The sequence below is a fragment of the Streptomyces gobiensis genome (assembly GCF_021216675.1).
In the GTDB taxonomy this organism is placed as follows: Bacteria; Actinomycetota; Actinomycetes; order Streptomycetales; family Streptomycetaceae; genus Streptomyces; species Streptomyces gobiensis.
In genome coordinates, this window is the sequence record NZ_CP086120.1 from 1,814,219 (window position 1) to 1,840,000 (window position 25,782).

The following is a 25,782-nucleotide window of genomic DNA, read 5'->3' on the forward strand; positions in this document are numbered from 1 at the left end:
CAGGTCTGACAACCGGGAAGTGATTTCTGTCGCCCCAGCTCAGAGCAGGTTCCCGATCTCCTGCGTCGCATACCACAGCAACTCGTGGTCCTCTGCCCCGTCCACGATGAAGCGGGCGTCATCGTCGCCCAGGTCGGCCGCGCCGAGCGCGTCCGCGGCGGCCGTGATGTCCGGCACCGCGTCCGGGGCGTCCACATGCACCGCGGCGGCCTTGCTCAGCGGCACCGCCTCGGCGATCCGTACCTCGCCGAGCGCGTCGGGGTCCAGGCTGCGGTCCGGGTCGGCCACGGCCGCGCGGTCGGGGACGTCCACGGCCACCACGACGCGGCGCCGGGCGGCCCCGGGGTCGGTGGCCAGCAGCCGCAGCGACGCCCCGGCGGCCCGGCCCAGGGCGGCGTACTCCAGCTCCTCGACGTCATCGGAGACGTACCACTCACGCAGCCCGGGGGTGACCGCGTAGGCGGTCAGCGGGCCGGGGCCGAGCTCTCCCTGCCGGTGCGCCGCCGCTAGTCCGGGAAGGGTCAGGGGTACATAGACGCGCATGGCTGCCGCTTTCGTGTAAGGCCGAACCGGGCTGCTCGCCAGCATACGGTCCATACGTCCCCCGGCTCCCGGCTCCCGGCGTACGCCCCCACGCATCGCCCGGCCAGCCACCGCAGGTCAGCCGTACCGAAGGTCAACCCCGTCCCGCACCCTCACCGGATAGGTGAAGCGTTCCCGCACCCTGGGCCGCTTCCCCGCGCGATTGCGGCCCGCGAGAGGCGATCGCTACAACCAAGGGCGTAGCTACTGCCCGGTATCACACTCCGCTGCCGGGCCGGAGACTCACTCACGGGGACAGCCATGACCACAGCCAAGGGACCCACCCGCCCACCCGGGCGCCATGACTCCCGCCGCCCCTCCCGCTCCGCCGTCCTCGCCGCCCAGCGCGGCAGACAGCGTGGGCAGCCGCACCACTGGTTCGCCCAGCGCCTGCTGCTCGTACTCAGCGGGCAGCGCCCCGTCCATATCCTGCTGGGCCACACCAGCGGCCCCGCCTATGACCAGCTGACGCGGCTCGCCCCGCTGGCCCCGCTCCGCGCGGATCCCGCCGTCCGGCCCTCCCCCACGCCCGTACTCGGGCACGTCGGCTACTGTGCCCCGCAGCCCGGGACCGTCGAGGTGTACGCCTGTATCCGCGCCGGAGAACGGACCCGGGCACTGGCCTTCCGTCTGGAACACGGCCCGGACCGCCGCTGGCGCTGCGCCGCAGTGGAGCTGGACGTCAAGCCCGACTCCCTCCCCTGACCGGCCCCCTCCCCCTCCCGGACTGGGGACAGAGCGAGGGCCGGGCACGTCGGTGACGTGCCCGGCCCTCGCCAGCTGACCAGCCAGCCAGCTCACTTCTTGCGGCGGCGGCCCTTCTGCGCCTTACGCCGCTCCGCCCGCGTCATACCGTCCGTGGCGGACCGGGTCGGCGCCTGCGCCTCCTCGACCTCGAAGTCGCCTTCCACCACGTCGCCTTCACCGTCCACCTTCGGCGCGCTGAAGTGCAGCCGGTCGGGCCGCTGCGGGGCCTCCAGCCCCTTGGCCCGGATGGCGGGGTGAGGGGCTGGAGACCCAGCAGCCACGGCCTCCGGCTCCTTCTCCAGCGAGGGCCTCGCTTCCTCGACCGGAACCTCCTCAACCTGCCGCTCGACCTGGACCTCCAGGTTGAACAGATAGCCGACGGACTCCTCCTTGATGCCCTCCATCATCGCCTGGAACATGTCGTAGCCCTCCCGCTGGTACTCAACCAGCGGGTCCTTCTGGGCCATCGCCCGCAGACCGATGCCCTCCTGGAGATAGTCCATCTCGTAGAGGTGCTCACGCCACTTGCGGTCCAGCACCGAGAGCACCACGCGGCGCTCCAGCTCCCGCATGATCTCGGAGCCAAGCTGCTGCTCGCGGGCGTCGTACTGCTGGTGAATGTCTTCCGTGATGGCCTCGATGATGAAGTCCGAGGTGATGCCTTCGCGGTCGCCGACTTCCTCCTCAAGGTCCTCGACGGTGACCTGCACCGGGTAGAGCTGCTTGAAAGCGCCCCACAGCCGCTCCAGGTCCCACTCCTCAGCGAAGCCCTCGACCGTCTCGGCCCGGACATACGCCTCGATGGTGTCATCCATGAAGTGCCGCACCTGCTCATGCAGGTCCGCGCCTTTCAGGACACGGCGGCGCTCACCGTAGATGACCTCACGCTGCCGGTTGAGCACCTCGTCGTACTTGAGGACGTTCTTACGGATCTCAAAGTTCTGCTGCTCAACCTGCGACTGGGCCGATGCGATGGCACGGGTCACCATCTTGTTCTCGATCGGCACATCGTCGGGGACATTGGCCATGGCCATCACGCGCTCGACCATCTGCGCCTTGAACAGCCGCATCAGATCGTCGCCGAGCGAGAGGTAGAAGCGGGACTCGCCCGGGTCGCCCTGACGGCCGGAGCGGCCGCGCAGCTGGTTGTCGATACGGCGCGACTCATGCCGCTCGGTGCCCAGGACATAGAGGCCGCCGAGCTCCTTGACCTCTTCGTGCTCGGCCTTGACGGCCGTCTCAGCCTTCTCCAGGGCCGCCGGGAGCGCCGCCGCCCACTCCTCGATGTGCTCCTCGGGATCCAGACCCTTGGCGCGCAGCTCCGCCTCGGCGATCTTCTCAGGGTTTCCGCCGAGCTGGATGTCGGTGCCACGACCGGCCATATTGGTGGCGACGGTCACGGAGCCCTTACGGCCCGCCTCGGCGACGATCTGCGCCTCACGGTCGTGGTTCTTGGCGTTCAGCACCTCGTGCCGCACACCGCGCTTCTTCAGCTGCTGTGACAGATATTCGGACTTCTCGACCGAGGTGGTGCCGACCAGGATGGGCTGGCCACGCTCGTGCTTCTCGACGATGTCCTCGACGACGGCCGCGAACTTGGCGACCTCGGTGCGGTAGATGAGGTCAGCCTGGTCGTTGCGGATCATCGGCCGGTTCGTCGGGATGGGCACGACGCCGAGCTTGTAGATCTGGTGGAACTCGGCGGCCTCGGTCATGGCCGTACCGGTCATGCCGGAGAGGGTGTCGTAGAGACGGAAGAAGTTCTGCAGGGTGATCGTGGCGAGCGTCTGGTTCTCGTCCTTGATCTCCACCCCTTCCTTCGCCTCAATCGCCTGGTGCATGCCCTCGTTGTAGCGGCGGCCGGCGAGGATACGGCCGGTGTGCTCGTCGACGATCATGACTTCGCCGTCGATGACGACGTAGTCCTTGTCCTTCTTGTAGAGCTCCTTCGCCTTGATGGCGTTGTTCAGGTAGCCCACCAGCGGAGTGTTGACCGACTCATACAGGTTGTCGATGCCCAGCCAGTCCTCGACCTTGGCGACACCGGACTCATGGATGCCGACGGTGCGCTTCTTCTCATCGATGTCGTAGTCACCGGTCTCCGGCTTCTGCAGGCGCGGCTCGGCGGGCTCGCCCTTCTCCAGCCGCTTCACCAGCTTCGAGAAGTCGCCGTACCACTTGGTGGCCGAGTCCGCCGGGCCGGAGATGATCAGCGGCGTACGTGCCTCGTCGACCAGGATCGAGTCGACCTCGTCAACGATGGCGAAGTTGTGCCCACGCTGCACCAGCTCTTCCTGCGACCACGCCATGTTGTCGCGCAGGTAGTCAAAGCCGAACTCGTTGTTGGTGCCGTAGGTGATGTCGCAGGCGTACTGCTCACGGCGCTGCCCCGGGGTCATATTGGCGATGATGCAGCCGACCGAGAGACCCAGGAACTTATGGACCCGGCCCATCATCTCGGAGTCACGCTGGGCGAGATAGTCATTGACGGTGATCAGGTGAACACCCTTGCCGGAGAGCCCATTGAGATACGCGGGCAGCGTGCCGACGAGGGTCTTGCCCTCACCGGTCTTCATCTCCGCGACATGTCCCATGTGCAGCGCGGCGCCGCCCATGATCTGTACGTCGTAGTGGCGCTGGCCGAGCACGCGCTTGGCGGCCTCACGGACGGTCGCGAAGGCCTCCGGGAGCAGATCATCGAGGCTTTCGCCCTCGGCGAACCGCTCCTTGTACTCATCGGTGAGTGCCCGCAGCTCGGCGTCCGAGAGGTCCAGGAAGTCCTCTTCGATGGAATTCACCTGGTCCGCGATGCGGTGCAGCTTGCGCAGGATCTTGCCTTCGCCTGCACGCATGAGCTTGTTGAAGACGGACACTGAGGCTGGTCTCCTTGCCGGTCGGGCCTGTCGTCCTGGGCACTGCCAGGTGCGCGGGCACGGCGATACGGTCCACGCCGCACCCGTCATCGTATGCGAGGGGCGACGGCCCCTGTACCCCCAACGTGCCGGAGGTCCGGAAGGTGCCCCGGAGCCCACCGGCACAATCAGTGTATGGAACCCGTCACTCTCAGCACCGAGCGCCTGCTGCTGCGGCCCCTGGAGCCGCGCGACGTCGACGCCGTGCTCGTCGCCTGCCAGGATCCCGAGATCCCGCGCTGGATCCCCGTACCCGACCCGTACGGTCGTGAGCACGCCGAGGACTTCGTGCTCAACGCCAGCCCCGCGGGCTGGCGTGAGGACACCATGTACAACTTCGGGGTCTTCACCAGGCAGGGCGCGCTGACCGGCTCCATGGGCCTGGTCCGGCTCGCTCAGCTCCGTACCGCGGAACACCAGGCGGAGCTGGGGTACTGGACGGCGAAGGAGCACCGCGGCAAGGGCTACACCGCGGAAGCGGGACGCGCGGTGGTCGACTGGGCCTTCACACAGCTGGGCGTCGAACGGCTGGAGTGGTGCGCGCAGGTGGGCAACGAGGGCTCGCGGGCGGTGGCACTACGGGTGGGCTTCGTCATGGAGGGCATACAGCGGTCCCGGATCGTGCACCGGGGGACACGACGGGACGCCTGGGTGGCATCGGTACTGCCGTCGGACTGGGGCCGCCAGACCACGACCCCCTACCTCCCAGCGCGCGCCGAACTGGCCGACTGACGACCGGCTGACGAGCGGACCGGCTCGGTGGATTGTCAGTCCCGGCGTTTACCGTTTGCCGCATGACCACGCCAGAGCTGTCACTCTCCGCAGACGAGGCACGCCGGATGGCGCTGCGCGCGCAAGGGCTGCTCGGGGCGCCCGACCGCGGCGCGGGGGTACGCGGGATGCTGCGGCGGCTGGGGGCCGTACAGCTCGACACCATCTCGGTGCTGGCGCGCTCACATGAGCTGGTGCCGTACGCCCGGCTGGGCGCGGTGGGACGGTCCGCCGTGGAGTCGGCGTACTGGACCGGGACACACGCCTTTGAGTACTGGTCGCATGCCGCGTGCGTCCTGCCGGTCGAGGAGTGGCCGCACTTCGCCTTCCGGCGCCGCGCCCTGCGGGCGAGGGGCCACCGCTGGCACCGGCTGGCGGACCGCGCCGCCTCCTGCGCCCAGGTGCGGGACCGGCTGAAGACGGATGGCCCGCTGACCGCCTCGGAGCTGGGCGGCGCCAAGAACGGCGGGGAGTGGTACGACTGGTCCGAAACCAAGATCGCGGTGGAGTGGCTGCTGGACACCGGCGAGGTGGTCTGCACCGAGCGCCGTGGCTGGAAACGGGTGTACGACCTGGCGGAACGTGTGATTCCCGACGCACTCTTCCACGACGACATCGATGACCGCGAGTGTCTGCGCCGGCTGGTCGCCCAGGCCGGGGGCGCACTGGGGGTGGCCACCCGCGCGGATCTGGCCGACTACCACCGGCTCAAGGCCGATCAGGTCGATGCGGTGATACGGGACACCGGCCTGGTGCCGGTCGTGGTCGAGGGCTGGGGCAAGCCCGCCTGGGCAGCCCCGGCGGCACTGGCCTCGGTACCACGGGGGCGGCACCGCACCACGCTGCTCTCCCCCTTTGACTCGCTGATCTGGGACCGTGCGCGCACGGAGCGTATCTTCGGTTTCACTCACCGGCTGGAGGCGTATGTCCCCAGATCCAAGCGGGTCCACGGCTACTTCGCGATGCCGCTGCTCGCGGGCGGGAAGCTGCTGGGCCGAGTGGATCCGGCAAGGGAGGGCGGCACGCTGGTGGCCCGCCAGCTGTCCATGACCGGTCCCAGGGCCGTTGCCCCTATGGCCCATGCCCTCCGGGAAGCCGCCACGTGGGTGGGCAGCAGCACCATCCACGTCCCCCACTGCACCCCGCCCGACCTACAAGTCCCCCTGCAAAAAGCCCTGGCCTGACCCTGCCCCGCTGCGGGACCAGCGTGTCAGCGGATCTCGAGGATCTTCTCCCGCATCGCGTACACCACCGCCTCCATCCTGGAGTGCAGCTGCAACTTCTCCAGAATATTGCGCACGTGGTTCTTCACCGTGTTCTCGCTGATGTAAAGCTCTTTGGCGATATCCCGGTTGTTCATACCCGTAGCGACCAGCTTGAGGACCTCAAGCTCCCGATCGGTCAGCCGGGGCGCCGGCACCAGCTTGCTCTCATCCGTGCGCTGGATCATCGACTTGAACTCGGTGAGCAGCTTCGCCGCCATCGACGGACTGATCTGGGACTGGCCATCGGCGACCGCCCGGATCGCGGTGGACACCTCATCGGTGGAGATCTCCTTGAGGAGATAACCCGTAGCGCCGGCCTTGATGGCGTCGTAGAGATCGGCCTCCTCATCACTGATCGTCAGCATGATGATCTTCGCACTGGGTGCCACCTCCTTGATAGAGGTGCACGCCTCAATGCCGCCGCGCTTGGGCATCCGTACGTCCATCAGCACGATGTCCGGCAAAAGATCGGCGGCCTTGTCCACCGCCTCCGCGCCGTCCCCGGCCTCGCCGATGACCTGGATGTCCTCCTCCTGGGCAAGGACGATCTCCAGCCCACGCCGGAAGAGCGCATGATCGTCCACGACCAGCACCCGGATGGGCTCGTCCCGCGGCTCGCGCTCCCGCACATCCGCAGCGACGGCCAAGCTCTCGGGGCTGCTGCCGCCCTCACAGTGCGCATCGGGCATCGCGGGCCCGAAGCTGTCCACCATCGTTCCTCCCCCTGCAGGCCATCCAGCCTTGACTCGTACGAACCAACCGGACGGCGTAGGAGGCCGGTTGGCCGTGACGCCATGATTCCATGCCCGCGCCCCCGGCTGGGCTCTCGACCCGGCCGGGGGCGCACCTTCAACGGCGGTTTTCAGCCGCCGAGGGCACCGCCCGCCCCATGGGGTGCCTCCTCGACGAACGGGTCGGGCTCAAGGTGGATGACGCCGTAGTCATAGGCGCGCCGCCGATAGACAACGCTCGGCTGCTTGGTGTCGGAGTCGACGAACAGATAGAAGTCATGCCCGACCAGCTCCATTTCGTAGAGCGCCTGATCGAGCGACATGGGGGGCGCTTTATGGGTCTTCTCACGTACCACCAGCGGCCCTTCACCCTGCACATCCAGCGACCCGATCCTGGTCACGACGGGCCATTCCTCGTCCGTGGCAGGCTCGCCGGCCAACTCACCGTTGCCGTTGAGGGTCGCGGCATCGGGCACGGTCACGGCGACGTCGCTCGCCGGAATACGGCCGCTGCCACGGCGCGTAGTGCGCTTGTCGTGCCGGCGCCGCAGCCGGGACTCCAGTTTCTCCGCGGCCAGATCGAGCGCGGCGTACGGATCTGCCGCCGCTGCCTCGGCACGGATTACCGGTCCACGGTGCCGCAGTGTGATCTCCACACGGTCGGAACGGTCAGCCTGACGGGGGTTGGGCTCCTTGGACACCTCAACGTCCAGGCGGATCACCTTGGCGTCGAACCTCTGGATCTTCTCCAGCTTCAGCTTCTCGGCCACGTGTTTACGGAACCGCTCCGGTACCTCTGTCTTACGGCCCTTGACGACGATGTCCACGCAGAACTCCGTTCCCGGATCACTCCGCTCGACGTGCGGAGCGCATCCTTGGTGCACTGACGCCGGACGGCCCGGTGGTCTCCCGGTCTCCGTCCAGCACTACGTCGGGTTGCGACTTCCACCTCCTTCTCCCCCATCGGGAAGATCGCCACCCACTCGAAAGTGCGGCGACCAGCAGAGTCGGGCGAACGCAGCAAAGCGCTTAAGTCCCGCGATGAGGAACAGCACCTGTCTCTTCCTCACCACCGAACGTACCCCGACTGGGGGATGCTCGGCACCCCCTACAGACACGTACCCATTGGTAACTGAGATTTTTATGCTTACTACCAGCAACGATCCATGAATACGGGCAGTTCCTGCCCATCCGGTCCAGCCATCCGGTCCAGCTGCGGAAGCGCTTAACCACCGGGGGTCAGCGAGGCCGCGACCACCGCCGCACCGATGACCCGGCCACCGGCGGCCCGCACCGCCCGCGCCCCCTCGGCCAGCGAAGTGCCCGTCGTCATCAGATCGTCCACCAGCACCACAGGACCGGCCGTCAGCAGCCCGGCGGCACCGGGCGGCACCACGAGCGCCCCGGCCAGATTCCGCCGCCGCTCCCCGGCGCTCAGCCCCGACTGATCGATGACGCCACGCGCTTGCCGCAGCACGGCGCACGCCCGCACCGGCACCCCGCCGCGCCGCAGCTCCCCGGCCGCCGCCCGGGCGATGCGCCGCACCGGGTCATGGCCACGCGCTGCCACGCTCCGCTGGGCGGAGGGCACCGGGACCAGCAGCGGCAGCCCAGCCGCCGCGGCGGCGACCGTCGTGGGGAGTACGGCCCGTACGGCTCCGGCCAGCGCGGCACCCAGCGGCGCGGCCAGCCGCAGGGCACCCCGCTCCTTGTGCGCGAGCAGGACGGCCCGTACGGCGTCGGTGTACGCCCCGGCGGCGTACACCGGTGGCAGCCCCTCCGGCGCCGGGCCCGGCAGCGCCCGCTGGGCCCGCGTCCCGCACAGCGCCTCCCGGCACCGCGGGCACAGCCCGGTGCGCGGGGCGCCGCATCCGGCGCAGTCGGCCGGGAGCACCAGATCGGCCAGCTCCTGCCACCACCCCAGCATGGCCCCCCTTTCGCTTCCCCCGGACAGATCCCCGGACAAGACCCGGTCAGGTCTCGGTCAGGTCCCCGGACAGATCACCCCGGGTAGACCGGCGCCGAGCCCGTATCCGTGACCTCCTGCCAGTTGGCGTCCCGGGGCAGTCGCACGATGCCCTCCTCGGAGTCGGCCAGCAGCGGCTTGTCCTCGTCCTCCGAGGCGGCGATGCCCTTGACGTTATTGACCCCCGGCAGTGTCGGCGGGACCCCGGCGGAACCGTCCGTCGACATGACGCGCAGCTGCTGCACGCCCCCGGACTCCTTCCCGACGACCACCAGTCGGCTGCCGCCCGCCCAGGACGCCGCCACCACGTTCTCCAGCTGCGGAGCGACCGGGCGAAGATCGGTGACCGTCGCGGTCGGCTCTCCCTTGGGGCTGTTCGCCCGCTCGATCCGGCCGAGTTGCAGGGTGGTCCGCTCGCCGTCCTGGATCAGCAGTGCGATGCGTACGCCGTCCGCCGCCACTCGCAGCGCCTCGATACGTCCCGAACCGAGCCCCGGCACAGCGACGGTCTCCGGCTTCTCCTCGCCGTCGCGCAGCCGCAGCAGCCGGGACCGGTCCGGATCACGGTCGGCCACCCAGAGATCGCCCAGGCCGTCCCAGCTCGGTGCGGTCAGCCGGTCGTCCGCCTTCTTGCCCTGGCTGGTCAGCACCGATGCGTCGAAGGGGACATCGATGGAGAGCGGAGCGACATAGAGCGAGCGGCCGTCCAGCGAGACGCCCGCACCCGTGACCTCGTCGCGGCTCACGGCGACCGATCTCAGCTCGAGCGCCCCCTTGCCGAAGGGGCCCTCGACCGGCACGGCCACGTCCTGATCCTCGCTCAGGGCCACGAGCCGGCGGCTGCCGTCGACGAAGTACTGTTTCGCGGCCTGGCCATTCAGCAGCCCGGGAGCGTAGGTCTGCGCCTCGTCGCGGCTCTGCTGGCACAGCTTTCCGCCGTCCTGGTCGGCCAGCGTCACGCCGTTGACCCTGGTCGAGGACTGATGGTCCACGGTGTGCAGCAGCTGGGCGGCCATCCGGTCACACTGCCGTTTGTCGACACGCGGCCGCTCGCCCTTTCCGGGCAGGGTCAGCCGGGTGGTCAGCGTCCCCGAGTCATCGAAGGACAGCCGCTGCTGGCCGGGGGCCAGTCGCACGCCGCTCGGGAAGGCCGAGCTCGCCACCGGCTTCAGCCAGTCGGTCGGCCCGTTCAGCAGGGCCTTCACTGTCTCGGTGACCGGGTCTATCCGGCGGCGCAGATAGACCGGGTCGGCCACCAGGACGTTCCTGCCGCCGGGCACGGCGCTGGCCTCGGGGCCGAGGTTGGCGAAGTAGTACGTATTGACCGAGCGGTAGATGCGCTGGAAGTCGGACTCGCCCAGGACCAGCCCGTCCGGCAGCTGGCTGATCCGCCACTCGCCGTCCACCCTGATCAGCCGGAAGCGCTCCAGATAGGCGCTCTCACCCGGGGCGTAGGCGTTCTTGCCGTCCACCTCGGCGATCTGCTCGCCGGTCACCTCGACGCTGTACGCGTCTCCGTCGCTGTCGGCCCGGACGCCCGCCGGGGGCACATCGGGCCCGCCCGACACCACGGTGGTCCTGGCGAACGGATCCCAGCGCTTGCCCTCCTCCTCGGTGAGGTACTGCCGTGCGGTGTCGAAGTTCGCTTCGTCGCTGGTGGTCGCCTCCAGGAAGCCCCGGACGATCTGCCGTGGCTGCTCGCCCTTCTGCGGGCTCACGCCGAAGACCCGCACCTGAGAGTCGGCTTCCGCCCGCTGCGGCGGGTCGACCCGTTTCACCTCGCCGCCGGACGGCATGGACGCACACCCGGTGAGCAGCAGGGCGCCCGTGGCCAGCAGGGCTCCGGCGCCGCGCCGGTCAGCCTTCATGGTCGCTCTCTTCCACGCTGTCCGTCCGCCCGGCGGGCAGCGCCGTCACCGGGGTGCGGGTCTGGGTCGGGATGGCGCCGTCCAGCACGCGGTTGCGCCGTGAGTCGGAGGGCTCCAGGGGTATCGGGGAGCCGCGCAGGCACTCCCCCGCGGCGCTGGGCAGGGTGAGCCGGAACTGGGAACCGCCGCCCGGCTCGCCCCAGGCCTGCAGCCAGCCGCCGTGCAGCCGGGCGTCCTCGACAGCGATCGACAGGCCGAGCCCGGTGCCGCCGGTGGTACGGGCACGGGCGGGATCGGCGCGCCAGAAGCGGTTGAAGACCCGCTGGGCCTCGCCTGGCTTGAGGCCGACGCCGTAGTCACGCACGGCCACGGCGACAGCGCCGCCGCTCTGCGCGAGCCGGATCACAACATCGTGGCCCTCACCGTGCTCGACGGCGTTGACGACCAGGTTGCGCAGCACCCGCTCGACACGTCTGGCGTCGGCTTCGGCGATCACCGGCAGCTCACCGCCGACGACGAGGAGGCGGCTGCCCTTGGCGTCCGCGAGCGGCTGAGCGCCCTCGACCACCCGGTGCGCCACCTCCCGCAGATCGGTGGGCGCGGGCTCCAGGGCGGCGGCTCCGGCGTCAAAGCGGCTGATCTCCAGCAGATCCGCGAGCAGCGACTCAAAGCGGTCGAGCTGGCCGAGCAGTAGCTCAGCGGAGCGGGCGGTCGCCGGGTCGAATTCGTCGCGCGCCTCATGGATCACATCGGCGGCCATCCGGACGGTGGTCAGCGGCGTGCGCAGCTCATGTGAGACATCGGAGACGAAGCGGCGCTGCATCCGGGACAGCTCCTCCAGCTCCTGGATCTTGAGCTGCAGGTTCTGTGCCATCTTGTTGAACGCCTCGCCGAGCCGGGCGATGTCGTCCTCGCCGGTGACTTTCATACGTTCCTGAAGCCGCCCGGCGGCGAGCCGTTCGGAGATTCCAGCGGCCATCCGGACCGGGGTGACCACCTGGCGTACGACGAGCCAGGCGATGGCGCCCAGCAGCACCACCACGAAGACCCCCGCGGTTGCCAGCGTCCCCTTCACCAGGGCCAGGGACTTCTCCTCCTGGCTGAACGGGAAGAGGTAGTAGAGCTGATACGGATTGCCGTTGGCATCGCTGAGCCGCTTACCGACGATCAGTGCGGGCTCGGTACTGCCACCGGTCCGGACGATCTCCGCGTACTGCTGATGCGTCCCGGCGTGCTTGTCCAGCGCCCCGCGCAGCTCGGCGGGCACGCTCTCCTCCGGGCGCACATCCCCGGAGGCCCGTGGGCCGCGCGTATTGGTGTTCTCATCACCGACGAACGGGGCCGTGTCATCGTTGGAGCTGAGCGCGACGACCGAGTAGACACCCTGGCCGCCGCTGGCGAGCTGCTGGACCAGCTGGGTCAGCCAGGCTCCGGAATTCTGCGTACTGCGGGCGGTGCCACCGCCCTCACCGGCGCCCTCACCGTTGCTCGCGCTGTCAGCCATCTCCGTGGCGACCGCGAAGCCTCCCGCCGCCTGGCTCTGCGCTGCCTGCTGCTTGGCGTCCAGCAGGCCGTTGCGGACCTGGCCGATGACGACGAGGCCGAGCAGCAGCACCACAGCGAGCGACATCAGCAGGGTGGTGGCGACCACACGCAGCTGGATATTGCGCCGCCACAGCCGCATAGCGGCCAGTAGCGGGCGGCGTACCCAGCGGACAAACATCCGGACCATGGGATGAGCCCGACTACCGGTCGCCCCTTCGGAGAGCAGCCCGTCGGGGAAGAGATACCCACCCCGCCACATTTGCCTAAATACGGACATTACGGACTTTTGATCCGCGGCTCCCCCCGCCTGCCTGCCCTGCGGAGTGGAACCGTGCCCGGACATGATCAGCTCGGCCCGGCCTTGTATCCCACGCCGCGCACGGTCACCACGATCTCCGGCCGCTCCGGGTCCTTCTCCACCTTGGAGCGCAGCCGCTGCACATGGACATTGACCAGCCGGGTGTCGGCCGCGTGGCGGTAACCCCAGACCTGCTCCAGCAGTACCTCACGGGTGAAGACCTGCCACGGCTTACGGGCCAGCGCGACCAGCAGATCGAACTCCAGCGGCGTCAGTGCGATCGACTGCCCGTTCCGCTTCACCGAGTGCCCCGCCACATCGATCACCAGATCGCCGATGGCGAGCTGCTCCGGCGTGGGCTCCTCCGAGCGTCGCAGCCGTGCCCTGATCCGGGCCACCAGCTCCTTCGGCTTGAACGGCTTGACGATGTAGTCATCGGCCCCGGACTCCAGCCCGACCACGACATCGACCGTGTCGGTCTTCGCCGTGAGCATCACGATCGGCACTCCGGACTCAGCCCGTATCAGCCGGCACACCTCAATGCCGTCCCGGCCGGGCAGCATCAAATCGAGCAGCACCAGGTCGGGTTTGGTCTCACGGAACGCGGCGAGCGCCTTGTCGCCGTCCGAGACAAACGATGGTTCAAAGCCTTCGCCGCGCAACACGATGCCAAGCATCTCTGCCAGTGCGGTGTCGTCGTCGACGACAAGGACGCGTCCCTTCATGAGTTCATCATCCCATTACCTGATCGTGATGTTCCCGCACGTGAGATGGAACACAGTTCCGCCAGCCCGGAGGGGGTCACCGGCGACACCGCACCCGCCTCCGTGACGATCGCCGTGATCAGCTCTGGCGGGGTCACATCAAAGGCCGGGTTGTACGCCTGAGGACCCGCCGGAGCCACCGGCACACCCGGCACAAGCTCCGTGACCTCCCGGCCCGCACGCTGCTCCACCTCGATCGCCGCCCCGTGCTCAGTCTCCAGATCCACCGTGGTCAGCGGCGCCACCACGATGAACGGCACATGGTGATAGCGCGCCAGCACCGCGAGCGGATAGCTCCCCACCTTGTTGGCCACGGAGCCGTCCGCCGCGATCCGGTCAGCCCCGATCAGCACCGCGTCCACCTCTCCCGCCGCGAAGAGCGACCCGGCCGCGCTATCCGTGAGCAGGCTGTACGTCATCCCCTCCCGCGCCGCCTCGTAAGCGGTCAGCCGCGCCCCCTGCAACAGCGGTCTGGTCTCGTCCACCCACAGCCTGCGCAGCTCGCCCGCCCGGTGCACGGCCCGTACGACCCCCAGGGCGGTGCCCTCACCCCCGGACACCAGCGCCCCCGTATTGCAGTGCGTAAGGATCCGGTGGCCACCGCCCGGCAAGAGCTCCCGCAGGAGCGCCCAGCCATGCTCCGCCATCCGGGCACTGGCCTCGATGTCCTCCCGGTGCAGCGCCCGGGCCTCCGCGAGCGCCACCGCCGCCGCACGCTCAGACCCCGCGCCCGCGTCCAGCGCCCCCTGATACGCCCCGGTAACACGCCGCACGCCATAGCCGAGGTTGACCGCGGTCGGCCTGGCATGCGCCAGCTGCTTGGCCGCCTCCTCCACGTCATAGCCACGGGCCGCAGCCAGCGCGATGCCATACCCGCCCGCGATCCCCAGCAGCGGAGCACCCCGCACCGTAAGCGAACGTATTGCCCCCACCAGAGCCAGCACGTCCGTACAGAGGAACTCCCGCTCCTCGGTGGGCAACCGAGTCTGGTCAAGCAGCACCACGACCGGCCCCTCGGGCAGCTCCTCCCATCGCAGCACCGGTACAACGGTCGTATCGTGATCAGCCATTCGCCCAGTCTGCACGCTCGGCGGCCTGAGGGGCAGGGCCCGATACATCCGGCCGCCCACCGTGGCACGATGGCAGCCAACCAGTGCCCCCGCGACCGAGGTGAACCGCAGTGAATGAGTCTCCGGGCTGGACCTCGCCCGGGCCTTCCCCTTCCGATCCCTCCGGCGACCGGGACCGGGATCAGGACCGGGACCAGACGGCATCCGGCAACGCCCCCAAGGCACCCGCTCAGCAGCAGCCCACGGGCTGGTCGGCACAGCAGCCCCCACCCGCCAGTCAGGGCTGGGGCGTACCGGGTGCGCCTCAGCCGGGGCAGCAGCCGGGACAGCCGGGCGGGTGGAACACCAACTGGCAGCAAGCACCCGCCGCCAAGCCCGGGGTGATCCCGCTGCGTCCACTCGGCGTCGGCGAGATCCTCGATGGCGCCGTATCCACCATGCGCGCCCACTGGCGGCCGGTGCTCGGCATCGCGCTGGGAGTCGCCGTCGTGATCCAGCTGGTGTCCACTGTTGTCACCGGCGTGTGGTTCCGGGACAACGGCAGCCTTGAGGCCCTGCAGAACAACCCCAACCCCACGACCGACGAGATCCTGGACGCCGTCAACGGCACACTGAGCAGTCAGAGCATCACCTTGCTGGCCACGATGCTCGGCACGGTCATCGCCACCGCGTTGCTCACCATCGTGGTCAGCCGCGCCGTCCTGGGCCGACCGGTCTCCATCGGAGAGGCCTGGCGGGAGGCACGGCCCCTGCTGCTGCGGTTGCTCGGTCTGTCGTTTCTGGTTCTGCTGATCGTCATCGGCGCGCTCGTCCTGGGCTTCGTGCCGGGCCTTCTGCTCGCCGCCGCCGGTTCCCCCGGCAGCGGAGCCGCACTGGGCCTCCTCGGCGGTCTCGGCGGCATCGTGGTCGCGGTATGGCTGTGGGTCCGCTTCGCGCTCTCCGCTCCCGCGCTGATGCTGGAGAGGCAGGGCGTCATCACCTCGCTGCGCCGCTCCGCCAAGCTCGTACGCGGCTCCTGGTGGCGGATCTTCGGCATCCTGGCCCTCACCCTGATCCTGGTCACCGTCATCGAGTTCATCGTGTCGATCCCCACCGCCCTGCTGGCCGCCATAGTGGGCGGCGAAGGCGTTGGCGGACTGCTGACCGGCGAGGTCACCAGCTTCACCTGGCCCTACCTGATCGTCATCGGCATCGGTGCGGTCATCGCCGCCACCATCACCCTCCCGCTCAGCGCCGGTGTGACCGCGCTGCTCTACATCGACCGCCGCATCCGGCGCGAAGCGCTCGACCTCGAACTGGCCCGCGCCGCAGGCGTCCCCGGGTACACCACCCAGCAGCCCGGCGACTCCGCGCCAGGGAGCTGATGCGATGACGGGAGTGATGAGGAGGCTGTCGGACGACGAAGTGCCCGTCGTCATCGACCGGGACACCGCCCGGGACGCCGCCGAGCGTGAGCTGTCCAAGCCGATGTACCACGAGAACGATCCCGGACCACTGCGCCGTGCGCTGGACTGGTTCCTGGAGCGTGCCGGCGACCTCCTCAACTCCGCCGCCGGAATCACCCCCGGCGGCTGGGTCGGCCTCCTCACGGTCGCCCTCCTCGTGGTGCTGCTCATCGTGGCCCTCCGGCTGCGCCTCGGCGCCCTGCGCCCGGCGCCCGACACCGGGGACAGCACCCTCTTCGACGACCGCCCGCGCAGCGCCGCCGAGCACCGCGCCGCAGCCGAACGGCACGCGGCCGCCAGCCGCTGGAGCGAGGCCGTCCAGGAACGGATGCGCGCCGTCGTCCGCTCCCTCGAAGAGCGCACCCTGCTCGACCCCCGCCCCGGCCGCACCGCCGACGAGGCCGCCGCCGAAGCCGGACAAGCACTCCCCGAACACGCCACGGCACTGCGCACGGCCGCCCTTTCCTTCGACGAAGTCACATACGCCGGCCGCCCGGCGAACCCATCGGCATACGCGGAACTACGAGACCTGGACACCGCGCTGGCGCGGACCAAGCCCCAACTCCCCTCCGCGACAGCGGCCGGGAACGGGGACACCCCATGACCCCAACCCGGCCCCCCGCCACCTCGACCGGCGCGTCGACCGCCACCTCGGCATCGCTCGCCCCCACGGCCCGACAGCTGTGGACCCGCTCTCGTGGCCTGCTGCTGGCCGTCGTCATCCTGATCGTGGCCGGGGTGATCATCGCCGTCATCCGCTCCGGTGAGCAGCACGGCCTGCTCGACCCCCGGTCCGCCGACCGTTTCGGCAGCCGGGCCACCGCGGAACTCCTCAGTGACCGGGGCGTGGACACGACCGTGGTGACGACGACCGAGGACGCCGCGGCGGCGGCGGGCCCGGACACCACGCTGCTCATCACCAGCCCCGACATGCTGAGCGGCCGCCAGCTGTCCACCTTGCGGGCCGCCACATCGAACAGCGGCGCCCGCACCCTCCTCATCGCCCCCGGCCCCACCTCGGTCAGCAAACTCACCCCCAAGGTGCGAGCCGTCAAACCGGCTGAGGTCACCACGCGATCCCCGGGCTGCGACGCCCCCTTCGCCAGGCGAGCGGGCGACGCCGAACTCGGCGGCATCACCTACACCACCTCCGCCGACCCCGTCGACGCCTGTTACATCAGCGATGAGCTGCCCACCCTGCTGCGGCTGCCCGACGCCTCCGGCAACGGCGACACCGTGGTGGCCGGTGCCCCCGACTTCCTCTACAACCACCGCCTCGATCAGCACGGCAACGCCTCGCTGGCCCTGCAACTCCTCGGTTCCCGACCGCAACTCGTCTGGTACCTCCCTTCCCTTGCCGACCCCGCCGCCGAAGACACCGGCGATGAGGGCCTTTTCGATCTCGTTCCGGCAGGCTGGCGCTGGGGCATCCTCCAACTCGCCATCGCTGTCGTACTCGCCGCTCTCTGGCGCGCCCGGCGCCTTGGCCCCCTGGTCCCCGAACGGCTGCCGGTCGCCGTCCGCGCCTCCGAAGCGACCGAAGGCCGCGCCCGGCTCTACCGGCAGGCAGGCGCCCGCGACCGGGCGGCCGAAGCCCTGCGCTCCGCCACCCGCACCCGCCTCGCCCCCCTCGTCGGTATCCCGGCAGCCCAGGCACATACACCGGAGTCCCTTGCTCCCGCCCTCGCCGCGCACACTGGTGAGGACAGCTCCAGCGTGCGCACCCTTCTGTTCGGCCCGGCCCCCACCGACGACACCGCTCTCGTCCGCCTCGCTGACGAGCTCGACCGTCTCGAACGACGCATCACCCCATCTCCGAGAGACAAGGACCGCCCTTCGTGAGCGCCCCTTCCCCAGACAGCGCCCGCGCCGCCCTCGAAACCCTGCGCGGCGAGATCGCCAAGGCCGTGGTCGGCCAGGACGCCGCCGTCACCGGACTCGTCGTCGCCCTGCTCTGCCGTGGTCATGTCCTGCTCGAGGGTGTCCCCGGCGTCGCGAAGACCCTGCTCGTACGTACCTTGGCGGCCACGCTCAAACTCGACACCAAGCGCGTACAGTTCACCCCCGATCTGATGCCGAGCGATGTCACGGGCTCGCTCATCTACGACGCCCGTACCGCCGAGTTCTCCTTCCAGCCCGGCCCGGTCTTCACCAATCTCCTGCTCGCCGATGAGATCAACCGCACCCCGCCGAAGACCCAGGCCTCGCTGCTGGAGGCCATGGAAGAACGCCAGGTCTCCGTCGACGGCACCGCCCGTCTGCTCCCCGAACCCTTCCTGGTAGCCGCCACCCAGAACCCGGTCGAGTACGAGGGCACATACCCCCTCCCCGAGGCCCAACTCGACCGCTTCCTGCTCAAGCTGACGGTCCCGCTGCCCACCCGGCAGGACGAGATCAATGTCCTCACCCGCCATGCCGAGGGTTTCGACCCCCGCGACCTGGAAGCTGCGGGCATCCGCCCCGTGGCGGGCCCCACCGAGCTTGACGCCGCCCGCGCCGCTGTCGCCAAGACCTCGATCTCCCCTGAGATCACCGGCTATGTCGTCGATATCTGCCGAGCCACCCGTGATTCCCCCTCACTCGCTCTCGGTGTCTCTCCCCGTGGCGCCACCGCACTGCTCTCCACCGCCCGCGCGTGGGCCTGGCTCACCGGCCGGGACTACGTCATCCCTGATGACGTCAAAGCGCTCGCTCTTCCCACCCTCCGGCACCGCATCCAGCTCCGCCCCGAGGCCGAGATGGAGGGTGTCACCGCCGACAGCGTGATCAACTCGATCCTCGCCCACGTCCCCGTGCCCCGCTGAGACGACGCGAGTTGAATTGATCCATGGCCCTCACCGGACGCACAGCCCTCATCGCTGCCCTCGGCGCGCTCCTCGTCGGCCTGCTCCTCCCCAGCTGGGCCGGGCTACTCGCCGTGGAACTCCCGCTACTGCTCGCAATTCTGTACGACCTCGTTCGCGCGGCGCCAGTGCAGAAGCTCCAGTTCACCCGATCCGGTGATACGTCAGTTCGACTCGGCGAGCGGGCCCAGGTGCACCTGACCGTCACCAATCCCGCCCCCCGCCCACTGCGCGCCCGCATCCGCGACGCCTGGCCCCCCAGCAGCTGGCACCCCGGAGCCGAGATTTCCGCGTCCCGGCACGCGTTGACCATCCCCGCCGGGGAACGCCGACGCCTCACGACCACACTCTCCCCGACCCGCCGGGGAGACCGGCGGGCCGAACGAGTCACCGTCCGTTCCTACGGCCCGCTCGGCCTCGCCGCCCGCCAGGGAAGCCACACCGTGCCCTGGACGGTCCGCGTCCTGCCTCCGTTCACCAGCCGCAAACACCTCCCCGCCAGGCTCGCCCGGCTCCGTGAACTCGACGGCCGCACCAGCGTCCTCACCCGAGGCGAAGGCACGGAGTTCGACAGCCTCCGGGAGTACATCCCCGGCGATGACACCCGCTCCATCGACTGGCGAGCGACCGCCCGGCAGTCGACCGTCGCGGTACGCACCTGGCGCCCCGAACGCGACCGGCACATCCTGGTCGTCCTCGACACCGGCCGCACCGCAGCGGGCCGCGTCGGCGATATCCCACGCCTGGACGCCGCGATGGACGCCGCACTGCTCCTGGCCGCCCTCGCCACCCGAGCCGGTGACCGGCTGGATCTCCTGGCCTACGACCGCCGAGTACGCGCCTCGGTTACGGGCCGCACCACCACCGACGTACTGCCCGCCCTGGTCGAAGCGATGGCTCCGCTGGACGCCGCCCTGGTCGAATCCGACACCCGGGGCCTGGCCTCCGCCGTCCTGCGCACCGCACCCCGCCGCTCGCTCATCGTCCTCTTCACCGGCCTCGACGCATCCCCGGTAGAAGAAGGCCTCCTCCCGGTCCTCCCCCTCCTCACCCAGCGCCATACGGTCCTGGTCGCCGCCGTCTCCGACCCCCGTATCGAGGAGATGGCCGCCTCCCGGGGCACCCTCGACGGCGTCTACGAAGCGGCCGCCGCCGCCCAGACCCAGTCCGAACGCCACCACACCGCCGACCGCCTCCGCCACCACGGAGTCACCGTCGTAGACGCCACCCCCACCGACCTAGCCCCCGCCCTGGCCGACACCTACCTCGCCCTGAAGGCCGCTGGGCGTCTCTGAACGGGCTCAGGCGTCGAAGTCGTACTCAAGGACGTAGGAGTTGGCGTCGAGGGTCATCTCATTGACTTCTACGGCGTGGCCCTCTTCGGTGAACGCGGTACGGCAAACGAGCACTACCGGGGCACCAGCGGTGAGGTGGAGCTGGTCGGCTTCGTCCGCAGTGGGCATACGGGAGCGGATTTCCTCCCGGAAGCGCACAGGTCCGAGACCAAGCTCAGCGAGCCGGGCATACACCCCGCCAGGGCCGGTGTCCTCACGGGTGATGGCCGATCCGGCGACCAAGCCGCCGGGAAAGTACGAAGTAGCCAGCAACACGGGCTTGCCGTCGAGTATGTAACGCCGCCTACGGACCCACGCGGCCGCACCGGGCTCCACATCGAGGACGACAGCGATGGCATCCGGCGCCGGTTCCTCAGTGACGCTCAGCAGGTCCACCCCGACATCACGACCCTCAGCGTCGGCGGCCCAGATGGACCGTCCCGTGCCCCACTGCTGCTGCGCGACTCGCCGTGACCCGCGCCGTCGGATGGGACGGAAGGAACGGACGAACACCCCAGCTCCCTTACGGGCCTCGGTGATGCCCTCGCTCTGCAGAACGCTGAGAGCCTGCCGCGCGGTCATCCGGGCGACTCCATGGGCAGCCATCAGATCGTTCTCACCGGGCAACCGGTCGCCGGGCCCATACGCGCCGCTGGCGATCGCTGACTTGAGCTCGTCGGCGATGCGGCGGTACTTGGGCTGTCGGCTGCTGCTGCCGCCACCGGACATCTCTGGATCCCTCCTGATCATCTCTAGACACCCTAAGGGCGGAGGGCGTTGTCGCAAGGTTCGGCGTCTGATCGGGGACACATCGACCGATACATCTCTAGAGAAGTGCTTGACTCAAGACGACACCGGCCGCTTCACTTAGAACATCTCTAGAGATGCATCCGTCTACTCAGGAGGACCCGCGTGCTCAATCACGTTCCGCCGACGACCTTATCCATCGGTAATGTCGTCACGGTTGACCGGAATCTCGTACACGACCTCGCATCGCGCGGCCGGAACGATGATGTCCGCAGTCTCAACCGGGCGTCCATCCTCGCAGTAGTACGTCCGCTGGATGTGCGTGACCAGCGCACCAGCCTGGATGCCGAGGAGATGCGCCTCCCCTGGTGCGGCATGCCGTGGCTCGGGTTGCTCGGTCGCATGACCGATCGTCACACCAATCGCGGCCATCCGCTCGACAACGCCCTGGCCCGCATAGGGCCCGCCTTCTGGCAGAACGACGATCGTGCCGCCAGTGAGGGAATACGGCTCCCAACTGGTCGAAAGCTGCACAGGCTTGCCGTCCGCGAGGAACTCATACGACGTACGTACCGTCAGCTCGCCCTCGGCAATACCCAACCGTGCGGCGACCTCCGCCGGGGCGGGCACCTTCGCCTCCGTACGGTGCTCCCACGTCCCGACCCTGCCGAGACTTGCCATATCAGCGCGGAAGGGGGAACCGGCCCGCTGCTCACGACACCAGGAGCGGACCATCCGCAGCCGCTCGCGGGGTCGCGCGGCGTAAGTCCCTGATCCGGCACGGCCTTCGAGCAGCCCCTGGGAGATCAGCAACTCCTGTGCCCGCCGTACGACGTTGTCACCCACCCCGTACTCGGCGGCGAGTTGAGCACGCGAGGGCAGACGGTCTCCGGGCATCCACTCACGGCTAGCGAGGCGCTGCCGGAGCGAATCGGCAACTCGGAGATAGGGCGGCTGCTCAGGCATGTGGCAAATCTAGTCCACTAGCCTTATTCTAGTTAACTAGCTTCACCGTAAGTGATCGCTAGATGACCAGGGGATAGCCGTGCCCACACCTGCATCTCGAGCGCAGGACATCGCAACACGGCTCTCCGCCGCCACCGAACGGAGTCCCCGCCTGATGCGACACCCCAACTGCATCCGCATTGAAGCCGAACTACCGGAATCGCTCTCCCCAGTGCACTGGCAGGCCGTCCTGTCCGCCCTCGGGAAGGCCGACCGATTCGGCCTTAGCGGAGGAGTGGACGGGCGCATCGCATGGGCCCTTATCCACACCCACCCGCAAGAAACCCCGGCGACCATGTGACGGTCCCGGCCGGGCCAATACTGACAAGGGGCATCAACATGCCAAAGCCAATTCGCCGTGTGATCGACTGGGCGGCCCGGTTGCTATGGCCATCCACTGGGCATCACCGGCCCAGAACACCCCAGCGCTGGCTTCAGCGCGACTACTCGCTCCCAGCCATCGTCCTGGGCAATACAGCACCCGCCGGACCCTCCATGTGGCCACATCTCAAGCACCCTCGAACCGAGGGCACGCCAAGAAGTTCGCCGATCCCATCGACGGCGACGCGGTCGCCCTGGTGCGGCCCTACCTCGCTGCATACGAACAGCAGGAGAAACGCTGCCGGGAGCTGGCGCTGGAGGAAGCAGATGTGCTGGGCTCGGTATGGGTCCAGGACGTGCGGGTCGGGGTTACCCGGTGATGCCCGCCGAGGGGAAAGGGTCGAAGCAGCTCATTGCTGACCGGTGGGCGCGATGGCTGGAACATGCCGTGGGCTGTCAGCGGTGCCGGGGCATCGAGGGCGAACTCTGCCCGCGCAGCCGAGCCCTGTACGCCGCTTGGCGGGCCGCCTGCACAGCTGCCCAGGCAAGCGAGCAACAGCGCTAACGTTTACTCAGACAGGCAGTAAACGCAGAGAAGCCCCGTTGGTTTCCCAACGGGGCTTCTCTTCAATGATTGTTCGGCGGCGTCCTACTCTCCCACACGGTCCCCCATGCAGTACCATCGGCGCTGAAAGGCTTAGCTTCCGGGTTCGAAATGTAACCGGGCGTTTCCCCTTCGCCAAGGCCACCGAAACACTTATGAAGTTCACAACCAAAAAATTGGTTACCGGTTCTGGTCGTTACCTCAGAACCTACACAGTGGACGCGAGCAACTGCGGACAAGCCCTCGGCCTATTAGTACCAGTCAACTCCAACCGTTACCGGTCTTCCATATCTGGCCTATCAACCCAGTCGTCTACTGGGAGCCTTAACCCCTCAAAGGGGGAGGGAGTCCTCATCTCGAAGCAGGCTTCCCGCTTAGATGCTTTCAGCGGTTATCCTTTCCGAACGTAGCCAACCAGCCATGCCCTTGGCAGAACAACTGGCACACCAGAGGTCCGTCCGTCCCGGTCCTCTCGTACTAGGGACAGCCCTTCTCAAGACTCCTACGCGCACAGCGGATAGGGACCGAACTGTCTCACGACGTTCTAAACCCAGCTCGCGTACCGCTTTAATGGGCGAACAGCCCAACCCTTGGGACCGACTCCAGCCCCAGGATGCGACGAGCCGACATCGAGGTGCCAAACCATCCCGTCGATATGGACTCTTGGGGAAGATCAGCCTGTTATCCCCGGGGTACCTTTTATCCGTTGAGCGACGGCGCTTCCACAAGCCACCGCCGGATCACTAGTCCCGACTTTCGTCCCTGCTCGACCCGTCAGTCTCACAGTCAAGCTCCCTTGTGCACTTACACTCAACACCTGATTACCAACCAGGCTGAGGGAACCTTTGGGCGCCTCCGTTACCCTTTAGGAGGCAACCGCCCCAGTTAAACTACCCACCAGACACTGTCCCTGATCCGGATCACGGACCCAGGTTAGACATCCAGCACGACCAGAGTGGTATTTCAACAACGACTCCACCCATACTGGCGTACGGGCTTCACAGTCTCCCACCTATCCTACACAAGCCGAACCGAACACCAATATCAAGCTATAGTAAAGGTCCCGGGGTCTTTCCGTCCTGCTGCGCGAAACGAGCATCTTTACTCGTAATGCAATTTCACCGGGCCTATGGTTGAGACAGTCAAGAAGTCGTTACGCCATTCGTGCAGGTCGGAACTTACCCGACAAGGAATTTCGCTACCTTAGGATGGTTATAGTTACCACCGCCGTTTACTGGCGCTTAAGTTCTCAGCCTCGCCCACCCCGAAGAGTGAACTAACCGGTCCCCTTAACGTTCCAGCACCGGGCAGGCGTCAGTCCGTATACATCGCCTTACAGCTTCGCACGGACCTGTGTTTTTAGTAAACAGTCGCTTCTCGCTGGTCTCTGCGGCCACCCCCAGCTCACACTGCAAAAGTGATCACCAGGTGTGGCCCCCCTTCTCCCGAAGTTACGGGGGCATTTTGCCGAGTTCCTTAACCATAGTTCACCCGAACGCCTCGGTATTCTCTACCTGACCACCTGAGTCGGTTTAGGGTACGGGCCGCCATGAAACATCGCTAGAGGCTTTTCTCGACAGCATGGGATCATCCACTTCACCACAATCGGCTCGGCATCAGGTCTCAGACTTAATGTCACGCGGATTTACCTACGTAACGTCCTACACCCTTACCCCGGGACAACCACCGCCCGGGCTGGACTACCTTCCTGCGTCACCCCATCACTCACCTACTACAAGTCTGGTTCGCCGGCTCCACCACTCCCCTTCACCCGAAGGATCCAGGGCGGCTTCACGGACTTAGCATCGCTTGATTCGATGTTGGGCGCTTCAAAGCGGGTACCGGAATATCAACCGGTTATCCATCGACTACGCCTGTCGGCCTCGCCTTAGGTCCCGACTTACCCTGGGCAGATCAGCTTGACCCAGGAACCCTTAGTCAATCGGCGCACACGTTTCTCACGCATGTATCGCTACTCATGCCTGCATTCTCACTCGTGAACCATCCACAACTCGCTTACGCGGCTGCTTCACCCGGCACACGACGCTCCCCTACCCATCACAGTCCCCGTTAGAGGTATGTACTGCAATGACACGACTTCGGCGGTGTGCTTGAGCCCCGCTACATTGTCGGCGCGGAATCACTTGACCAGTGAGCTATTACGCACTCTTTCAAGGATGGCTGCTTCTAAGCCAACCTCCTGGTTGTCTCTGCGACTCCACATCCTTTCCCACTTAGCACACGCTTAGGGGCCTTAGTCGATGCTCTGGGCTGTTTCCCTCTCGACCATGGAGCTTATCCCCCACAGTCTCACTGCCGCGCTCTCACTTACCGGCATTCGGAGTTTGGCTAAGGTCAGTAACCCGGTAGGGCCCATCGCCTATCCAGTGCTCTACCTCCGGCAAGAAACACACGACGCTGCACCTAAATGCATTTCGGGGAGAACCAGCTATCACGGAGTTTGATTGGCCTTTCACCCCTAACCACAGGTCATCCCCCAGGTTTTCAACCCTGGTGGGTTCGGGCCTCCACGACCTCTTACAGCCGCTTCACCCTGCCCATGGCTAGATCACTCCGCTTCGGGTCTTGAGCATGCTACTCGAACGCCCTCTTAGGACTCGCTTTCGCTACGGCTCCCCCACACGGGTTAACCTCGCAACATACCGCAAACTCGCAGGCTCATTCTTCAAAAGGCACGCAGTCACGACGCACCGAGCAAGCTCGATGCGCGACGCTCCCACGGCTTGTAGGCACACGGTTTCAGGTACTATTTCACTCCGCTCCCGCGGTACTTTTCACCATTCCCTCACGGTACTATCCGCTATCGGTCACCAGGGAATATTTAGGCTTAACGGGTGGTCCCGCCAGATTCACACAGGATTTCTCGGGCCCTATGCTACTTGGGTGGTCCTCAAGTGAGTTGCTGACATTTCAGCTACGGGGGTCTTACCCTCTACGCCGGGC

At 67.7% G+C, this 25,782-nt stretch carries 20 protein-coding genes and 2 rRNA genes (1 of these 22 running past the window's edge); 9 read left to right on the forward strand and 13 right to left on the reverse strand.

Annotation, left to right across the window (positions count from 1 at the left end):
- Positions 1-39 precede the first annotated feature (39 nt).
- Positions 40-543: a DUF6912 family protein gene (locus test1122_RS08350; RefSeq protein ID WP_232268528.1), complete on the reverse strand. Its 504-nt coding sequence runs from the start codon at positions 541-543 to the stop codon at positions 40-42.
- 300 nt (positions 544-843) lie between these two features.
- Between test1122_RS08350 and test1122_RS08355 the strand changes: the two genes are divergently transcribed.
- Complete coding sequence (locus test1122_RS08355; protein WP_232268529.1) at positions 844-1,287, forward strand: Rv3235 family protein; 444 nt, start codon at positions 844-846, stop codon at positions 1,285-1,287.
- A gap of 92 nt (positions 1,288-1,379) precedes the next feature.
- Here the strand turns inward: test1122_RS08355 and secA are convergent, their stop codons facing one another.
- Complete coding sequence (gene secA / locus test1122_RS08360; protein ID WP_232268530.1) at positions 1,380-4,202, reverse strand: preprotein translocase subunit SecA; 2,823 nt, start codon at positions 4,200-4,202, stop codon at positions 1,380-1,382.
- Between the two features lie 174 nt (positions 4,203-4,376).
- On the opposite strand from secA, the gene test1122_RS08365 reads away from it, so the two are divergent.
- Both test1122_RS08365 and test1122_RS08370 read left to right on the forward strand, forming a co-directional pair.
- Positions 4,377-4,973, forward strand: a complete 597-nt coding sequence (locus tag test1122_RS08365) for a GNAT family N-acetyltransferase (RefSeq protein ID WP_232268531.1) — start codon at positions 4,377-4,379, stop codon at positions 4,971-4,973.
- Between the two features lie 62 nt (positions 4,974-5,035).
- Entirely contained in the window at positions 5,036-6,196 is a 1,161-nt protein-coding gene (locus test1122_RS08370) for a winged helix-turn-helix domain-containing protein (protein ID WP_232268532.1), read from the forward strand.
- Between the two features lie 26 nt (positions 6,197-6,222).
- Here the strand turns inward: test1122_RS08370 and test1122_RS08375 are convergent, their stop codons facing one another.
- The 7 genes from test1122_RS08375 to mtnA all read right to left on the reverse strand — a co-directional run bounded on the left by test1122_RS08375 (position 6,223) and on the right by mtnA (position 14,519).
- Positions 6,223-6,990, reverse strand: a complete 768-nt coding sequence (locus tag test1122_RS08375) for a response regulator (RefSeq protein WP_232268533.1) — start codon at positions 6,988-6,990, stop codon at positions 6,223-6,225.
- Between the two features lie 149 nt (positions 6,991-7,139).
- Positions 7,140-7,835 (reverse strand): ribosome hibernation-promoting factor, HPF/YfiA family, encoded by a 696-nt coding sequence (gene hpf / locus test1122_RS08380; protein ID WP_232268534.1) that lies wholly within the window; start codon positions 7,833-7,835, stop codon positions 7,140-7,142.
- A 398-nt stretch (positions 7,836-8,233) separates the two neighbouring features.
- A complete protein-coding gene (locus test1122_RS08385; RefSeq protein ID WP_338423523.1) occupies positions 8,234-8,935 on the reverse strand; it encodes a ComF family protein in 702 nt (233 codons plus the stop codon).
- A 74-nt stretch (positions 8,936-9,009) separates the two neighbouring features.
- Positions 9,010-10,842 carry an LpqB family beta-propeller domain-containing protein gene (locus test1122_RS08390; RefSeq protein ID WP_232268535.1) on the reverse strand — a complete coding sequence of 611 codons (1,833 nt, stop codon included), beginning with the start codon at positions 10,840-10,842 and terminating at the stop codon, positions 9,010-9,012.
- Positions 10,832-12,730 (reverse strand): MtrAB system histidine kinase MtrB, encoded by a 1,899-nt coding sequence (gene mtrB, locus test1122_RS08395; protein WP_422396947.1) that lies wholly within the window; start codon positions 12,728-12,730, stop codon positions 10,832-10,834. The genes test1122_RS08390 and mtrB overlap by 11 nt, the downstream gene beginning before the upstream one ends.
- Before the next feature lie 2 nt (positions 12,731-12,732).
- The gene (mtrA, locus tag test1122_RS08400) at positions 12,733-13,410 is read right to left on the reverse strand and encodes a two-component system response regulator MtrA (protein ID WP_232268536.1); all 678 of its coding nucleotides are present in this window, start codon (positions 13,408-13,410) and stop codon (positions 12,733-12,735) included.
- Positions 13,407-14,519 carry an S-methyl-5-thioribose-1-phosphate isomerase gene (mtnA, locus tag test1122_RS08405; protein ID WP_232268537.1) on the reverse strand — a complete coding sequence of 371 codons (1,113 nt, stop codon included), beginning with the start codon at positions 14,517-14,519 and terminating at the stop codon, positions 13,407-13,409. Before mtnA ends, mtrA begins: the two co-directional genes overlap by 4 nt.
- Before the next feature lie 110 nt (positions 14,520-14,629).
- On the opposite strand from mtnA, the gene test1122_RS08410 reads away from it, so the two are divergent.
- Genes test1122_RS08410 through test1122_RS08430 form a run of 5 tightly spaced genes read left to right on the forward strand, consistent with a single transcriptional unit; the run spans position 14,630 to position 20,102 of the window.
- Positions 14,630-15,883, forward strand: coding sequence for a DUF7847 domain-containing protein (locus test1122_RS08410; protein WP_232268538.1), 1,254 nt, complete (start codon positions 14,630-14,632; stop codon positions 15,881-15,883).
- Between the two features lie 4 nt (positions 15,884-15,887).
- Positions 15,888-16,568, forward strand: coding sequence for a DUF4129 domain-containing protein (locus tag test1122_RS08415; protein WP_232268539.1), 681 nt, complete (start codon positions 15,888-15,890; stop codon positions 16,566-16,568).
- Positions 16,565-17,806, forward strand: coding sequence for a DUF4350 domain-containing protein (locus test1122_RS08420; protein WP_232268540.1), 1,242 nt, complete (start codon positions 16,565-16,567; stop codon positions 17,804-17,806). Before test1122_RS08415 ends, test1122_RS08420 begins: the two co-directional genes overlap by 4 nt.
- Positions 17,776-18,768 (forward strand): AAA family ATPase, encoded by a 993-nt coding sequence (locus tag test1122_RS08425; RefSeq protein WP_422397063.1) that lies wholly within the window; start codon positions 17,776-17,778, stop codon positions 18,766-18,768. Before test1122_RS08420 ends, test1122_RS08425 begins: the two co-directional genes overlap by 31 nt.
- 23 nt (positions 18,769-18,791) lie before the next feature.
- On the forward strand, positions 18,792-20,102 hold the full coding sequence (locus tag test1122_RS08430; protein WP_232268542.1) for a DUF58 domain-containing protein: 1,311 nt from the start codon (positions 18,792-18,794) through the stop codon (positions 20,100-20,102).
- 6 nt (positions 20,103-20,108) lie between these two features.
- On the opposite strand, the gene test1122_RS08435 is transcribed toward test1122_RS08430, so the two are convergent.
- Both test1122_RS08435 and test1122_RS08440 read right to left on the reverse strand, forming a co-directional pair.
- A complete protein-coding gene (locus test1122_RS08435) occupies positions 20,109-20,891 on the reverse strand; it encodes a GntR family transcriptional regulator (RefSeq protein ID WP_422396948.1) in 783 nt (260 codons plus the stop codon).
- 189 nt (positions 20,892-21,080) lie between these two features.
- Positions 21,081-21,854, reverse strand: a complete 774-nt coding sequence (locus test1122_RS08440) for a GntR family transcriptional regulator (protein WP_232268543.1) — start codon at positions 21,852-21,854, stop codon at positions 21,081-21,083.
- Between the two features lie 536 nt (positions 21,855-22,390).
- Between test1122_RS08440 and test1122_RS08445 the strand changes: the two genes are divergently transcribed.
- Entirely contained in the window at positions 22,391-22,594 is a 204-nt protein-coding gene (locus test1122_RS08445) for a hypothetical protein (protein ID WP_232268544.1), read from the forward strand.
- A gap of 256 nt (positions 22,595-22,850) precedes the next feature.
- Here test1122_RS08445 and rrf read toward each other — a convergent pair.
- Together rrf and test1122_RS08455 are read right to left on the reverse strand one after the other, a co-directional pair.
- Positions 22,851-22,967: ribosomal RNA gene (gene rrf / locus test1122_RS08450) — 5S ribosomal RNA — on the reverse strand.
- A gap of 82 nt (positions 22,968-23,049) precedes the next feature.
- A 23S ribosomal RNA gene (locus test1122_RS08455) occupies positions 23,050-25,782 on the reverse strand (it continues 395 nt past the right edge of the window).